General features: G+C 49.5%; 13 protein-coding genes. 11 read left to right on the top strand and 2 right to left on the bottom strand.

The annotated features are described in order from the left end of the window. The first annotated feature begins 223 nt into the window (after positions 1–223). From MHI01_RS11265 to MHI01_RS11235, 7 genes are all read left to right on the top strand, one after another. The gene (locus tag MHI01_RS11265) at positions 224–1,222 is read left to right on the top strand and encodes an ABC transporter substrate-binding protein (RefSeq protein WP_340983158.1); all 999 of its coding nucleotides are present in this window, start codon (positions 224–226) and stop codon (positions 1,220–1,222) included. Further along, positions 1,219–2,265 (top strand): FecCD family ABC transporter permease, encoded by a 1,047-nt coding sequence (locus MHI01_RS11260; RefSeq protein ID WP_340983157.1) that lies wholly within the window; start codon positions 1,219–1,221, stop codon positions 2,263–2,265. Before MHI01_RS11265 ends, MHI01_RS11260 begins: the two co-directional genes overlap by 4 nt. Beyond that, complete coding sequence (locus tag MHI01_RS11255; protein ID WP_340983156.1) at positions 2,262–3,074, top strand: ABC transporter ATP-binding protein; 813 nt, start codon at positions 2,262–2,264, stop codon at positions 3,072–3,074. Before MHI01_RS11260 ends, MHI01_RS11255 begins: the two co-directional genes overlap by 4 nt. A 45-nt stretch (positions 3,075–3,119) precedes the next feature. Further along, on the top strand, positions 3,120–4,241 hold the full coding sequence (gene cobT / locus MHI01_RS11250) for a nicotinate-nucleotide--dimethylbenzimidazole phosphoribosyltransferase (RefSeq protein WP_340983155.1): 1,122 nt from the start codon (positions 3,120–3,122) through the stop codon (positions 4,239–4,241). Further along, the gene (cobU, locus tag MHI01_RS11245) at positions 4,238–4,798 is read left to right on the top strand and encodes a bifunctional adenosylcobinamide kinase/adenosylcobinamide-phosphate guanylyltransferase (protein WP_047842052.1); all 561 of its coding nucleotides are present in this window, start codon (positions 4,238–4,240) and stop codon (positions 4,796–4,798) included. The genes cobT and cobU overlap by 4 nt, the downstream gene beginning before the upstream one ends. After that, a complete protein-coding gene (cobS, locus tag MHI01_RS11240) occupies positions 4,795–5,685 on the top strand; it encodes an adenosylcobinamide-GDP ribazoletransferase (RefSeq protein ID WP_339286070.1) in 891 nt (296 codons plus the stop codon). Before cobU ends, cobS begins: the two co-directional genes overlap by 4 nt. A gap of 125 nt (positions 5,686–5,810) precedes the next feature. Beyond that, complete coding sequence (locus MHI01_RS11235; protein WP_340984848.1) at positions 5,811–7,355, top strand: cobyric acid synthase; 1,545 nt, start codon at positions 5,811–5,813, stop codon at positions 7,353–7,355. A gap of 126 nt (positions 7,356–7,481) precedes the next feature. Here MHI01_RS11235 and MHI01_RS11230 read toward each other — a convergent pair whose 3' ends face one another. After that, complete coding sequence (locus MHI01_RS11230; RefSeq protein ID WP_340983154.1) at positions 7,482–9,182, bottom strand: methyl-accepting chemotaxis protein; 1,701 nt, start codon at positions 9,180–9,182, stop codon at positions 7,482–7,484. Positions 9,183–9,534: 352 nt separating this feature from the next. On the opposite strand from MHI01_RS11230, the gene MHI01_RS11225 reads away from it, so the two are divergent. From MHI01_RS11225 to MHI01_RS11215, 3 genes are all read left to right on the top strand, one after another. Beyond that, positions 9,535–10,932: an L-cystine transporter gene (locus tag MHI01_RS11225; protein WP_340983153.1), complete on the top strand. Its 1,398-nt coding sequence runs from the start codon at positions 9,535–9,537 to the stop codon at positions 10,930–10,932. A gap of 374 nt (positions 10,933–11,306) precedes the next feature. Further along, a complete protein-coding gene (locus MHI01_RS11220; RefSeq protein ID WP_100527911.1) occupies positions 11,307–11,990 on the top strand; it encodes a queuosine precursor transporter in 684 nt (227 codons plus the stop codon). A gap of 203 nt (positions 11,991–12,193) precedes the next feature. Then, positions 12,194–12,547 carry a hypothetical protein gene (locus tag MHI01_RS11215; protein ID WP_036610715.1) on the top strand — a complete coding sequence of 118 codons (354 nt, stop codon included), beginning with the start codon at positions 12,194–12,196 and terminating at the stop codon, positions 12,545–12,547. Between the two features lie 290 nt (positions 12,548–12,837). On the opposite strand, the gene MHI01_RS11210 is transcribed toward MHI01_RS11215, so the two are convergent. Continuing rightward, a complete protein-coding gene (locus MHI01_RS11210) occupies positions 12,838–13,926 on the bottom strand; it encodes a M24 family metallopeptidase (protein WP_340983152.1) in 1,089 nt (362 codons plus the stop codon). A gap of 262 nt (positions 13,927–14,188) precedes the next feature. Here MHI01_RS11210 and MHI01_RS11205 point away from each other — a divergent pair, with 262 nt between their 5' ends. Continuing rightward, positions 14,189–15,400, top strand: a complete 1,212-nt coding sequence (locus tag MHI01_RS11205) for a PQQ-dependent sugar dehydrogenase (protein WP_340983151.1) — start codon at positions 14,189–14,191, stop codon at positions 15,398–15,400. The last annotated feature ends 81 nt before the right edge of the window (positions 15,401–15,481 follow it).

Genomic DNA, 15,481 nt, shown 5'->3' with positions numbered 1-15,481 from the left:
ATCTTCCGATCGCTGTTATCCCCAGATTTTTTGATGCCCTTTCTTGAAAGGGAAAATCCGGTGATAAAGGCGAACACTTCGTTTCTTCAGATCGGTTCTGCACTCTCCGTTAACGTGTAAATGTTGCAGTTCAAACCTTATACAGGAACACCAAGGCATGGGTAGTAAAAGTTCGAGCACGATGCAAGAAAATAGTACAAATAGAGAAGGGGAGAATAACAGAATGAATTTCAAGAATTGGAAAAACGTAGCGTCCCTGCTAAGTGCAGCGGCACTCGCACTGGCTTTGGCCGGATGTGGCAATGCAACAACGAACGAGGGTACAGGTACTTCACAGCAACCGGCACAGGAGCAGTCCCAAGGCCAGGCGCAGACGGACCTCAAAACACAATATCCACTTACCGTTACGGATGCAACGGGTGAATCGTTCACCTTTGAAAAGGCACCTGCCAAAATTGTATCTGTGTCTCCGGCTGAGACGGAATCCCTGTTTGCCCTTGGATTGGACGATCAAATCGTTGGTGTATCCGACTATGACGATTATCCGGAAGCGGCAACAACCAAAGCTAAAATGGGCGGTATCACTAAGCCCAATGAAGAGTCCATCATTGCAGCTGAAGCCGACATTGTCTTCACAGGTATCTCGATGAGTGAGGATGCGGTGAAAAAGCTGCGCGAACTGGGCATTACCATTTTCAAAACGGATCCTAAATCCATTGACGATGTGATGAATAATATCGAAACCTTCGGTAAAATTACCGATCATCAGGAAAAAGCACAAGAAATCATCACCCAGATGAAACAGGACGTGACGGATGTAACGGAAGCGGTGAAAGCCGTTAAACCGGAAGAGAAGAAAAAAGTATACGTTGAGTTCTCCCCAGGCTGGACTGTGGGTAAAGGCGAATTCATGGATGAACTCATCACTGTAGCTGGTGGTAGCAACATTGCATCGGACAAAGAGGGTTGGTATGAAATTAATGAAGAAAACGTAATTGCCTCCAACCCGGATGTGATCCTGTATGCCAACGATGTAATTGATGAAAACTCCAAAACACTGGATCAGATCATCAAGGCGCGCAGCGGCTGGGATCAAATTACCGCTGTGAAAAATGACGCGGTTATTGGCCTGGATGCCAACCTGCTGAGCCGTCCGGGTCCACGGGTAACTCAAGGGCTGAAAGAAGTAGCCAAAGCGATCTACCCTGACTTGTTCAAATGAGTAAAAAGCTGATCCTGTTCGGAACGACGGGCATGGTGCTGCTGGTGCTCACCGTGCTCATCTGCACGGGCATTGGTTCAGTAGCGTTGCCGATCCGGGATATTGCAGGCATCCTGATTCACAAAATCCCCTGGGTGGGAGATTGGATTACACCGGATTGGAATAAGGCAGCCGAACAGATTATCTGGAAAGTCAGATTCCCACGTGTACTGCTTGCTGTGCTCGTGGGCGCATCGTTGGCGATTGCCGGTGCGGGATTCCAGGGGGTTCTTCGGAACCCACTGGCAGACCCGTTCACCCTGGGCGTATCATCCGGTGCTTCGGTGGGTGCAGCCTTTCTGATTTTCTTCGGATTGCAGTATGCACTGATCGGAATCTGGACGTTGCCACTGGTGGCGTTTTTGACGGGTGTAATCACGTTATGGTTTGTTATGGCACTGGCTCGTGAAGGGCGTAAAATACCTACACACAGCCTCATTCTGGCTGGTGTGGTCATGCAAAGTTTCCTGGGCGCAGTTGTTTCCTTCCTGTCGACCATGTCGAAACAGACGATTAATGAAATTATATACTGGACGATGGGAAGTCTGGCTCTGCGTGGGTGGTCGTATACGGCCATCCTTTTCCCGTATTTTCTGTTAGGGCTGGTCTTTCTCTGGAGCCGCGCACGCTCGTTGAATGTGCTTGCACTGGGAGAACGTCAAGCCGCACATATCGGGATCGGAGTGGACAGACTCAAGCTGTCCGTGCTGGCAGTTGGCACACTGCTGACTGCTGGGGCTGTCTCGGTATCGGGTGTCATCGGATTCGTTGGATTGGTGATCCCGCATATGTTGCGGCTGCTGGTGGGACCGGATTACCGACTGTTGGTACCTTTGTCTGCCATTGGTGGAGCGATCTTCATGGTGTGGGCCGATACCATCGCAAGGTCGTTGCTGGCACCAACTGAGATTCCGCTCGGTGTTGTCACCGCCTTTGTTGGTGCGCCGTTCTTTGCTTACCTGCTGAACCGGAACAAAAAGTTGCAGAAGGGGATGATGCCATGAATTCCAGTACCAGTTCCAACTCGACTTCACTTATCTCCATTAAGGGAGCAGGGAAGTCATATGGCAATCATCAGGCACTGCACAATGTAGACTGGCATGTTGGCGAAGGTGACTGGTGGGGAGTTGTCGGACCAAACGGCAGTGGCAAGTCCACCCTGATCCAGCTTATTGCCGGAACGGAACAGTTAAACGAAGGTCAGATTCGTATCGATGGTCGAGACATCGGCTCTTACAGCCGTAAGGACCTGTCGCGCATGATCGCTGTATTGCAGCAGGATGGCTTACCAGCCATCTCCTATCCCGTGCGAGACGTGGTGGAGATGGGGCGATATCCATACCAGAATTGGCTGGGGCGGGAAGTGGGCGATGGGACACTTGTAGTGGACAGGGTGCTTCAAGACCTTGGATTGACAGAGCTGGCGGACAGACCGCTGGATGCACTCAGCGGCGGGCAACGGCAGCGGGTCGCACTAGCCAAAGTTATGGCTCAGGAGCCGAGGTTACTGCTGCTGGACGAGCCGACCACGTTTCTGGATATTAAATATCAATTGCAATTCATGGAATTGTTATCGGCATGGCGACAGAGAAATAACATTACGATTGTGGCTGTGCTGCATGATCTGAATCTGGCCGCGTTATTTTGCGATCACATTCTGGCGCTGCGTGAGGGAATGGCGGTTGGAAAGGGTACGCCTCATACATTGATCAACGATGAGAATATCCAGGATATATTTCGCGTCAAACCCGCGATTGTCTCTCATCCCGACCATGCCATACCTCAACTGCTGCTGCGACGGGACATCGATTAAATGAAGCGGGGCAACCCATATTTTGATGAAGGAAGTGCTGGTTGTATGAATAATGAACAGGTGTTGGAGCATTTAACAAGTAAGATTACTGCTCCTGACCAGGAAGTGGCGGCAGAAACCTCTGCGCATGTGGATTCGTTGACGAAGCCACCGGGAAGCCTGGGCAAATTGGAAGAGCTGGTGATCCGCTTGGCAGGTATGACGGGCAATGCAAGTCCACGTTTTGATCACAAAGCGGTCATTGTCATGGCCGCAGATCACGGCGTAGTGGAAGAGGGCATCAGTGCTTTTCCTGCTGAAGTGACCCCGCAGATGGTCCTGAATTTCCTCGCTGGAGGTGCGGCAGTGAATGTGCTTGCCCGTCACGCCGGAGCAGATGTGATCTGTGTGGATATTGGTGTGAATGCCGATCTTGAACATCCGGACCTGCTTTCCCGCAAAATTCGCAAAGGCACGGCCAACATGGCCCGGGGTGCAGCGATGACCCGGGATGAGGCAGTCAGCGCTATCCTTGCAGGAGCCGAAGTTGTATCGGCAGAGGTGGCGAAGGGAACACAGCTATTTGTCACCGGGGAGATGGGAATTGGCAACACCACTGCAAGTGCTGCGGTAATGAGCGCGTTAACCGGAGTTGCACCAGCTGCCGCCGTGGGGCGAGGAACCGGCATTGATGATGCAGGCTTGCAGCGCAAGGCTGCTGTAGTCAGCCGGGCGCTTAGCGTAAACGCACCAAACCCGGAAGATGCACTGGATGTTCTGTGCAAGGTGGGTGGACTGGAGATTGCCGGACTCACAGGGGTTATCCTGGCAGCAGCTGCTCATCATTGTCCGGTCGTTGTAGACGGGTTCATCTCTACCGCCGCAGCGCTGGTGGCGAGACAACTTGCACCTCTGAGTACAGCTTATATGATCGCTTCTCATACCTCACACGAAAATGGACATGAAGCGCTGCTGCGTGAACTGGACCTGAAAGCGATGCTGGATCTGGACATGCGTCTGGGTGAAGGTACGGGCGGCGTGCTTAGTCTTCATCTGATTGACGCAGCCTGTCTCATTCTGAATGAGATGGCAACCTTTGCAAGCGCGGGTGTCTCGGATGGAACAAGCCCTGCTCCAGATTCCGCTACGTCGGTTGATTCATCCCTGCAAGGAGAGAGTTCACGATGAGTGTACTGGTGACAGGCGGCGCACGCAGTGGCAAAAGTTCCTTTGCCGAGCGTCTCTGCATGCAACGTTCCTCGGAGGCCTGGTATGTGGCGACAGCTCAGGCGTACGATGATGAAATGCGTGAGCGCATCGCCATGCATCAGCATCAGCGCGAGGCATCGGGGTATCTGTGGCATACAACAGAAGAGCCGATACATCTACCTGCTTTGATAAGCCGCATGGGTGAAGGGCATACAGGGACTTCTGCACCCACCATTCTGGTGGATTGCCTGACGCTGTGGCTGACAAATGTTTTGTTAGCGCATGAGCATGACGAGAAGCAGGTGTTACAGGCACATTTAGACGCGCTAGTTGAAGCGATTCGAACCTATCCCGGTTTGCTTGTTTTGGTTACAAATGAAGTGGGAGATGGGATCGTACCGGAATATGCCCTTGGCAGGAAATATCGGGATTTGGCCGGTGTACTGAATCAGCGTATTGCGGCGATATGCGGTGAAGTGTTTCTGGTGACCGTAGGCATTGCGATTGAACTAAAAAGCAAGGAGTACCGCTTATGAAGGATGGCACGCCTGCTCCTCAGCGCAAACATGCGGCGGCAGCCGCTTTTCAATTTTTGTCCCGTTTCCCTGTCAAAATGCAAATCGATTTTGTCCCGCCGTTGCTGCGGGAAAGTGTTGTCTTTTATCCGCTGGTCGGTGCTGCAATCGGTCTGTGTGTCTGGCTCGCGGGAGCCTTAAGCGGTGCAGTGCTTCCGGCCTTTCCGGCTGCCGTCCTGACCTTGACGTTATGGGTATGGCTTACCGGAGGGCTCCATCTTGACGGATGGATGGATACGGCGGATGGCTTGCTCAGTTATCGTACCCGTGAACGGATGCTGGAGATTATGAAGGACAGCCGTGTCGGGGCAATGGGCGTGATCGCCTGCGTGTTGCTTCTGATGATGAAGGCTGCGCTGATCGCTGATTTTATTGCCCGGGGCCACTGGGTGTACGGTGCGTTGCTGATCCTGCCCATGATCTGGAGCCGCTGGTTCATGGTGTATGCGATGTCGGCCTGGCCGAATGCGCGCGAAGATGATGGACTTGCCGTATTGTTTAAAGGTCTGGGTGAGCGGAAGGAGGTCCAGCGTGCACGAAGTTCAGCTGTGGGCCTGACCTTGGTCGCAGGGGCACTTACGTTTGCCTCGGTGTGGCTTTTCAAGCCGGATATGGGGATTGCGGATGCGATGGTGAGTGGGCTGGGAACACTGCCATGGTGGCTATACCCGGTGACGGCAGTTATTATACTGCCTGTGGCGTGTTATTATATCGGCCGATTCGTGGCTGCCCGGATCAGTGAACGGCTCGGCGGTTTAACCGGGGATACGTATGGTGCCATGAATGAGCTGCTGGAGGCCGCTTTGTTGACCGTGCTGAGTGTGCTTCAAGGACTGTTCTGGCTGTAACTTTTGAAGTAAGGAGCAGTTTGGAAAACGTTACGCATGAGGTTGGGAGTAAGGTGATCTGGATATACACGGAGACAGGGGGAGAGAGCGTGGAAGATAGGCTATCACAACCAGCGGCGGTACTGATGCTGCAAGGAACGGCTTCCGATGTGGGCAAAAGTGTCATCACAACGGCATTGTGCCGGATTTTTAAGCAGGATGGCTTCAAGCCTGCTCCGTTCAAGTCACAGAATATGGCACTGAATTCCTATGTGACGGAAGATGGCAAGGAGATTGGTCGGGCCCAGGGGGCACAGGCCGAAGCCTGTGGTATTGAGGCGACAACCGATATGAATCCAATCCTGATCAAGCCGGTGCGGGACATGCATTCGCAGATCGTGGTACATGGTGTACCTTTTGCCCAGATGAGTGCATCGGACTACCGTCAGCATTTCCTGCCTGAAGCAAAACAGACGGTTATGGATGCGTTGAACCGGCTACGGGATACCTATGATATTGTGCTGATGGAAGGAGCGGGCAGTCCGGCCGAGATCAATCTGAAGGACCGGGATATCGTCAACATGAATCTGGCAGGCTGGGCCGATGCGCCGGTGATTCTGATCTCCGATATTGATCGGGGCGGAGTGTTTGCTTCCATTGTAGGTACGCTGGAGTTGCTGGAACCCCATGAGGTGGCGCGAGTCAAAGGGTTCATTATCAACAAGTTCCGCGGTGATCTGTCCCTGTTGCAACCAGGACTCGACTGGCTCGAAGAACGGACAGGCATTCCAGTATTAGGTGTATTGCCTTACATAAGAGATATTCAGATTGAAGCAGAGGATTCAGTGGTGCTGGACTCCATGCGTCATGGTAAATCCGGCAAAACCGAGCTGGATCTGGTGGTGATCCGATATCCGCGAATTTCCAACTTTACAGACTTTGACGCACTTTCCCGTGAACCGGATGTGAATGTGCGTTATGTGACCTCGCCAGAGGAATTGGGCAGTCCGGATGCCATTCTTCTACCGGGTACGAAGGACACCATAGGTGATCTGGCATTTCTGCGTGAGTCTGGGCTGGAGCAGGCGATTGCGAGCCAGACCGAGCGTGAGCATGTTCAGCTCGTAGGAATATGTGGCGGATACCAGATGCTGGGACGTCATCTGAAGGACCCGTTTGCTGTGGAGGCGAATCAGATTCAGGAAGCAAAAGGACTTGGCTGGCTCCCGCTATCGACAACTTTTCTTCAGGAAAAGCAGACCGTCAGAGCTTCCGGACGGGTGCAGCCTAATCACCCGATACGTCTGTATGGTGATCGAGATAAGGATGCATCTTCATTACCCATTAACGGATATGAGATTCATATGGGCGTTACGGAGTGCCACGAGCCTGAACGTGTAACCGCGTTGTTTGAAATCTCACATCCAGGTGGTCAACCTTTCCAAGAAGGCTGGGGCTCAGTAGATGGCAGCGTGTGGGGAACCTACCTGCATGGTTTGTTTGAAAGTGATCAATTCCGACGTTCTTGGCTGAATGCCTTGCGTGCAGGAAAGGGACTGGCTCCACTTCAGGAGACGTATAGTGCGCATGAGCGTAAGGAGATGGAGTTTGATCGGGTAGCTGAATCATTGCGTTCGGCATTGGATATGAAGCGCGTGTACGAGATTATGGGTGTTCAGGCATCTGAGTGAAACAACAATACCCCCATGTCCGGCAAACCGTTCTCTAGAAACGGAATGTTAGCGACATGGGGGTATTGTATATCCTATGATTAAATGAGGTTAAAAACAGGTGATGATAGGTTAATGGTTAACCTGTTAGTTTATTTTGAAATTTTTCATAGCGGATTGCAGCTCTACAGCTTGTTCATGCAGGTGACGAACTGTATTCGAATGTGAATCCATCTCGCTGAGCTGAAGATCTGCTGTTGAAGCAATCTGTAACATGCTCTCACGGGATTTGGTCGTAATCTGTGCCGTTTCTTCAACGGATGCACTCACTTCTTCAGCACCAGCAGATACTTGTTGTGTAGAAGCCGAGACGGTCTGAATGGTCAGATTCACGTTCTGAATCAATTCATTCAGTTGCTGGAAGGCTGAGCCTGCTTGTTGAACGACCGTTGTGCCTGAACCAATCTCCCGGGTTACACGGTTCATGGCGTCAACGGAGCGTTCAGCATCTTCACGAATGGTACCCAGATAATCCGAAATTTCTTCGGTGGCTGTCTTGGATTGCTCGGCAAGTTTGCGAACTTCTCCAGCAACAACAGCGAATCCGCGGCCATGCTCTCCGGCACGTGCTGCTTCGATGGAGGCATTGAGTGACAGCATGTTAATCTGTTTGGTGATTTCAAAAATGGAAGCAACAATGGTGCCGATGGCTACCGAACGTTCATTCATAGTTTCAACATATCGCAACGATTCGCTTGCTGTCTGGCCTACACGCTCCATCTGCTCAATGGCATTCTGAGCCAGTCGGTTACCGTTAACTGCCTCGTTGGCTGCTTCACCAATCTGGTCAGACACTTCAGCAGAAGAAGAAGCAATATGCATGATACCTTGCGTAATTTCTTCCATAGCTCTGGCGTTCTCGGATGCGCTTGACGCAATGCTGATGCTGCCTTTTTCTGCATCTTCTGCAGAGCGGCTGGAGTCTCGAACCATACCGGACATCGATTCAACCCGCTGAAGCAGGTCATTGGAGCCTGATACAACTTCATTGGACGTGGACAAGGCACGGCTAATCATTTCTTTCAGATTATGCGTCATCGTCTGGAAGCTTGCGGCAAGCTGGGCAATTTCATCTTTACCTTTGATCTCTAGTTCAGCGGTCAGATCACCCTGGGATATTTGTTTGCTATGTTGGACGAGCTTGATGATTGGTTTGGTAACTCTTTTGATCATACTAGTGGAGATAAGCCAGCCGAGCACAAACACTAATGCTGTAATCCCAAGACACAACCAGAAAATCTGGGTAATCTTGTCTTGAATGAACTGGGCATCCATGCTCACAGCCATAATCATGTTACTTCCTGCAATGGGGATAAAGGCTGCTTTATGTACACCAAAGGAATCGGAGTAGACCTCACTGATTACCATTTCTTTGTTCTCAATAGCTGCATTCATTGCGGGTTCTACACTAATCTCATCCTGGGCTTTCATGTTTGAAGAAGGGTTGGCCACAACGACTTTGGCTGAGCCATCTTGAATAGCAACAACGTAAGCCGCATCCAAATTATGTTCTTTTGCTTTATCTGCCAGGTACGATTCCACGGTCATGGCAGCACCTTCAGAACCGGCTCCGCCACTCTGTACCTGTAGGATTTTGGATGCTGAAGTATTCTTGTATATATCCTGAATGGACGTGTTTAGGACTTTGTCAAACTGCGGTAGCACGTAGCTTTGAATAATATTCATCGATACGGCATAAAAACTAATACTGAACAACAGGGAAGCAACCAGCAGAACGAGGAACAAGGTGCCTCTGATTTTACCGGCAACGGTGCGATTACGAAACATATGATCATCCTTTCACGTCAAGTTCATTAACATTGTCGCTTTTCCGTAATCCTAAGACCTATCTACCAATGAAGAAAGACCTAAATTGAACATTGAGAAAACTTGGGAATAAGCGGATATACCTATATTACAAAATTAACCGGAGGTTGAATAGAACAATTTTCACGATTTGGTGTATTTTTTTCAGAAATAGATGAATCTGTTACATGCATATTACATAATATCAATTAATACCTACCAGAATAGTTTGTTATATGTTATATTGTAAAATGTCTTTGTCGGAAGTACAAAAGATAGAAGAGAAAACTGGATATGTTCCGGTTACACACATGCCTGAGGAGGATTTAAAGAAATGGATACTTTTCTAGTCATATTGAATGTAGTGGTTATACTTGCCTTACTTGGCGTCCTCTACTGGATGCAGAAAAAGCATATCTCCTTTACGAAACGCGTATTTGCGGGTCTGGGACTGGGGGTTGTTTACGGGGTTATTCTCCAATTGGTGTACACATCAGGTTCTGATGTAGTTACGAAATCAGTCGATTGGTTCAATCTGGTCGGTTCAGGATATGTTCGTTTGTTACAAATGGTCGTGATCCCATTGATCATGGTGTCGATCATTTCAGCCATTATGAATCTGAAGGGCAAACAAAATCTCGGCAAGATGAGTGTTTCCATTATTGCCATTCTGTTGATCACCACAGCGATTGCCGCAGGTGTCAGCATTGTAACGAGCCTTGGCTTTAACCTGACTTCCATTGAGATTCAAGGAGGAGACCGGGAGAATGCGCAGATTCAGAAGGTGGAGGAACGGCTTGTTGATGTGAAGGATCAGACCATCCCGCAGCAAGTGCTGGAATTCATTCCTTCTAATCCATTTGCAGATATGACAGGAGAACGTCGTACATCCACACTGGCGGTGGTTATCTTCTCCGCGTTCATCGGTGTAGCCGTACTTGGACTGGATCGCAAAAAACCTCAGCAGGCGGAGACGTTCCGCGGTATGGTTAATGCGGTATATGCGGTGGTTATGCGAATTGTTACGCTGGTGCTGAGGCTTACGCCTTACGGAATTTTAGCACTGATTACAAAGGTAACGGCGACAACCAATGCGGAAGAGATATTAAAGCTCATCAAATTCGTCATTGCGTCTTATATCGCGCTGGCGATCATGTTTATTATTCACCTGATCATTATCTCGCTGTCCGGGTTCAACCCGATTACGTATTTGAAGAAGGTGTTGCCAACACTGGTATTTGCCTTTACATCCCGTTCAAGTGCAGCGGCGATCCCGCTGAATGTGGAGACACAGACGAAGAAACTCGGCGTATCGGACGGCATTGCGAACCTGTCTGCAAGCTTTGGGGCTACGATTGGGCAAAACGGCTGCGCCGGGATCTATCCAGCCATGCTGGCGGTTATGATCGCTCCGACGGTCGGCATCGACCCGCTGAGCTGGGACTTCATTGTGACTTTGATCCTCGTAGTCATGATCAGTTCGTTTGGTGTGGCTGGCGTTGGCGGCGGGGCAACCTTCGCTTCCCTGATCGTATTGTCCACCATGAATCTGCCTGTGGCTCTGGTTGGACTACTCATTTCCGTGGAGCCGCTGATCGACATGGGTCGTACAGCGCTTAACGTGAACGGGTCGATGACATCAGGACTCGTAACGAGCAGAATTTTGAAGGAAAACGATCGGGACACGTTTAACGATCAGAGTCGTGAGCTGGATTCTGCGGCTCAGGCTTAATACAGAATGGATTAGATAGAAGCTCACATTAAGATAGCTAGAGCCGTCTACAAATCAAGTGAGAAAAGCCGTCCTTCGGAGGAATCCGGAGGGCGGTTTTTTTTGCGGCAATCAAACTATGCTGTGCACAGTGGTGAAGCAGTCTTCTTTTTCTATACACGGTGCAAGGGGAATAGAGGTAGGAAAAACTAGTATGGTCGAGAGGGAAGCGGAGGAATATAGAAGGGGTCGTAGTCACTCAGGCACGCTTGGAGTTATTTAGTTCTGTTCATGGGACGAGAAATGTGATAGAGTATTCATGTTTTGGCCCTGAGCCAAACCGCGGTTCGTAACCATCCCGCGTAATCAAAACTAGGAAGGCAGTGTATGTATTTATGTTTAACTTAGGGTGGGGAGCAGTTTTTGTTCTCGTAACTTATGGATTTTTCCTGTTGTGTTACCGCTTGTTCGGTAAAAAAGGTCTCTATGCCTGGATTGGTGTGGCTACGGTTATAGCCAACATTCAGGTGACCAAAACGATAGATATCATGGGAATTGTACTGACGTTAGGCAACACGATGTATGTCAGCATGTACCTGACCAGTGACCTTCTTAATGAAAAATATGGACCAGGTGAGGCACGCAAAGCCGTATGGTTTGGATTCTTCACGCTCATCATGACAACGGTTCTGATGCAGATGGTGTTGTACTTTGACCCGGCACCAACGGACTTTGCACAGGATTCGATGAAAACATTGTTTGGTCTGCTGCCACGTTTGGCACTCGGAAGTCTGACGGCATACTTCATAAGTCAGTTCCTGGATGTTCGATTGTACTCCTGGCTGCGCAAGGTGGCTCCAGGGCGCAATCAGTTGTGGATTCGCACCAACGGTAGTTCGATCATCAGTTCATTTGTGGATACACTGGTGTTCTGCACGATCGCGTTTGCGTTTATCTACCCTTGGGATGTTTGGCTGGAAATCTTCCTGACGACGTATATTATCAAATTTGTATTAACTGCGGTTGGAACGCCGTTTCTGTATGCTGCACGTAGCTTTAAGTTTAAGGATGAGGCTTAGACAATATTCAAAGAGTATCACTTAAAAAAAACCTCTGCGTAGTCAATTGTAATTCAGACTCTGCAAGGGTTTTTTTCATAGAAAAGACCCGAAACAAGAAAAATCCTTTTTACATTTTTATGAAAAAGTTATAATATAAACGACCTGTCGTTATAAGCGTGTATCATTAGGAACGATGATTTTCATACAAAGGGGAATCGCACATGTACTCTACACTGCGTTATACACTGGAAAGCAATGGCACAACCTACGAGAATGATAGCATTAATGCCTCGTTATTGGTGGAGTTGATCTCCAATCTGGAATTGCAGGAATTCGTAGTACTTGTACCTTCCGAGCTGGTGGAGGGAAGTATGTATATGCAGGCTGCTGCGCTTGAGGAACCAGGGCAGATGGTGGCGGAGATTCGTTTGCAGGAAGGCGAGGACGGTTTCCGACATTACAGCTGCAGAACAACAGATACGACTGGGATTATTCAATGGTTTCTGGATTACTGGGGGAAGCAACAGCTGCCACAGCTGGAGTCTTGGCAGGATATTACGCATGAGTTTGACTAATGGTAAATGAGTGAGCAGGAATAAAATTACGTAGAATGCAGACGGAGTAATTTAGGATATGCTTTGTATTAATTAAAATCCCGCAACCCATGATATTCATGGATTTGCGGGATTTTTGTGTTCGCGTGTGTACTTGCTACTTTTTCTGTATACAGGCCTGAGGCGTACGCGAAAGGAGTATATTATTTTGAAGATACAGTTCAGCACAGTTTCGTGCAGTTTAGTTCATGATGCATAATATCGGCTGAGCATTGATGTATATGGGCTGTTTTGACATAGATCCAATTGGATTAGTCGCTAAGGATTTGCAGTTCTTTTGGATATGTCGTCAGAACTTCGATACCCGTCTCGGTCACAATTACATCATCTTCGATACGGACGCCGCCTGCTGCGGTATAGATGCCCGGTTCAATCGTGAATACGGTACCTTCATTCAGGATGTCCATATTCTCTCCATGGAGAGAAGGATACTCATGTACGTCGATACCCAATCCATGGCCTACTCTATGCATAAAGCGCTCGCCGTATCCCGCTTCTTCCGTGACCTGGCGTGCTGCACGATCCACTTCGGCGCAGGTGATGCCTGGTTTCACGATTTGGATAGCAGCTTCGTTCGCTGCGAGTACAGTGTTATAGATGGTTTTGAGTTCAGGTGAGATGTCACCAAAGGCGAATGTACGTGTGATATCCGAGGCATATCCTCCAGCATACACACCCATATCAAACATCAACAGGTCACCATGTTGCAGTTTCCGTTCACCGGGTGTACCGTGTGGCAGACCTGTTTTGGGTCCCGTGAGCACCATGGTATCAAAGGAAGGGCCGTCGGCACCCAGCTTTTTCATCTGATACTCCATCTCGGCGACAAGTTCGATCTCGGTTACGCCTGTGCGAACATGAGAGAGTCCTTGACGCAATGTTTCTTCAATCAGACATATGGCGTGGCGAATGCGGGCTACCTCATCCGGTGTTTTTTTCACACGTAATGTGCGAAGCAGGGGGCCAACATCTTCAAAGCTGGCAGCACCTAGCGCGGCGGTTAGTTGTTCATAACGTGCGACCGTCACGTATTCTTTCTCGAGACCAACCCGGCCCAAGCGCCCCTGATAACGATCAAACAAAGCGTATGGATTATCCGTATCCGTGTGAGTAGCAATGTTGGATACCGAGGAAGCGGCTGCGGCAGCTTCAGCATCAAGCGCAGGTACAATCAACAGGGGCTCTTCGCCACGTGCGAGAACCAGACCGAGGAAACGTTCATGCGGATTGCTCGCAAATCCAGTTAAATAGTAGATATGTTTTGGATCTGTGATCAGCATGGCGTCCAATCCTTGCCCGGACAGATCGGCTTCAAGACGAGATAAAGGGTTTTGATTCATAAGTGTAGTTGTCCACCTTTCCATTCATACTATCCTTCTATTATAAAAGATTATGATGGAATTCCAAACTGCGGTGATTTCATATCCTCGGAATACCTTGAATTCTCGGTTTAAGCGGCTGGTATGAAGGGTAATACAGGGCGAAACCGCTTAGCAGATGAATAATAACACCACAACAATAGAGAGCAATCCATTAACAATACGTTGAAGCTTGACTTATTTATTTTATACAAAAGAACGATATACGAAGGGAGATGTAATCATGAATAATCGAGTAACCGTTCCACTGTATGCTTCATTATTAAGTGTGGCACTGTTAACCGCGTCATGTTCTTCAGGCGAACCTTCTACGGGAGGAACAGAGCAGACGTCTCAGGGGCAGGGAACAGGTCAGGGACAGACAGCCAATGGAGGCAATACCGGTGCAAGTGGAAATGAGAGTGGAGCGCAGGGAGAGGTGGTTATTCCGTATCAGGCTTCCGTACTGGTTGAAGGACTGAATGCACCATGGGAGATTGTGAGTGTGCCTGATGGTCGGATGTTTGTAACGGAACGCCCTGGTGCGATTCGGGTCATTGAGGATGGAAAACTAGCTCCTGAACCACTGATTGAATTCTCAGCCCCGTTTAATGAAGAAGGTGAAGGAGGTCTGTTGGGTCTTGCGGCTGATCCGGACTTCGAGGATAACGGTTATCTGTATGCATATCACTCCTATCTGGAAGGCGACGACATTGCCAATCGAGTGTTACGCCTCAAGGTGAATGATGGCAAAGCGGTCATAGATCAAGAGTTGCTTGGTAACATTCCAGGCGGAACCAATCATAACGGTGGGCGGATCAAAATTGGCCCGGACAAGTTGCTCTATATCACGACAGGTGAGCGTTATGAACCGGAACTGTCACAGAACGAAGATAGCCTTGGAGGTAAAATATTGCGGATAGGTCTCGACGGATCGATCCCGGCAGACAACCCATGGCCGAATTCACCTGTATACAGTATGGGACACCGCAACGCACAGGGACTGGCATGGAATCCGGACAACGGTTACCTCTATTCTACCGAACATGGTCAGCGGAATCATGATGAGATTAACCGGATTGTAGCTGGTGAGAATTATGGCTGGCCCGAGGTGGAGGGAGACGATGATGACAATGGCACATATCAGGCTCCGCTTGCACATAGTGGGAACGATACATGGGCGCCGTCTGGTGTAGCTTTTGTAGAAGAAGGACCTTGGGCTGGATCACTGATTGCTGCGAATCTGCGTGGAGAGCAGTTGCTGAAGGTCACTCTTTCGGAAGATGGCACACAGGTGGAGCAGGTGGAACCGATCTTCGAAGATGAGTGGGGCCGGATTCGCAATGTGAGTGCTGGTGAGGACGGGAAGTTATATGTGCTTACGAACAATCGGGATGGACGAGGATCGCCACGTGATGGAGATGACAAGCTGATTGTACTAACTCCGGAGAGCTGAGTCGGGGTCAGGGAGATCAGTGTTGCAGGACAGCGTCGCACCGGATTGGTCTCGCCGTAAGGTAGCGAATGGAGTGAGTTT

This window comes from Paenibacillus sp. FSL M7-0656 (assembly GCF_038003225.1).
Classification (GTDB): domain Bacteria; phylum Bacillota; class Bacilli; order Paenibacillales; family Paenibacillaceae; genus Paenibacillus; species Paenibacillus amylolyticus.
This window is presented reverse-complemented; position numbering and strand designations above follow the sequence as displayed.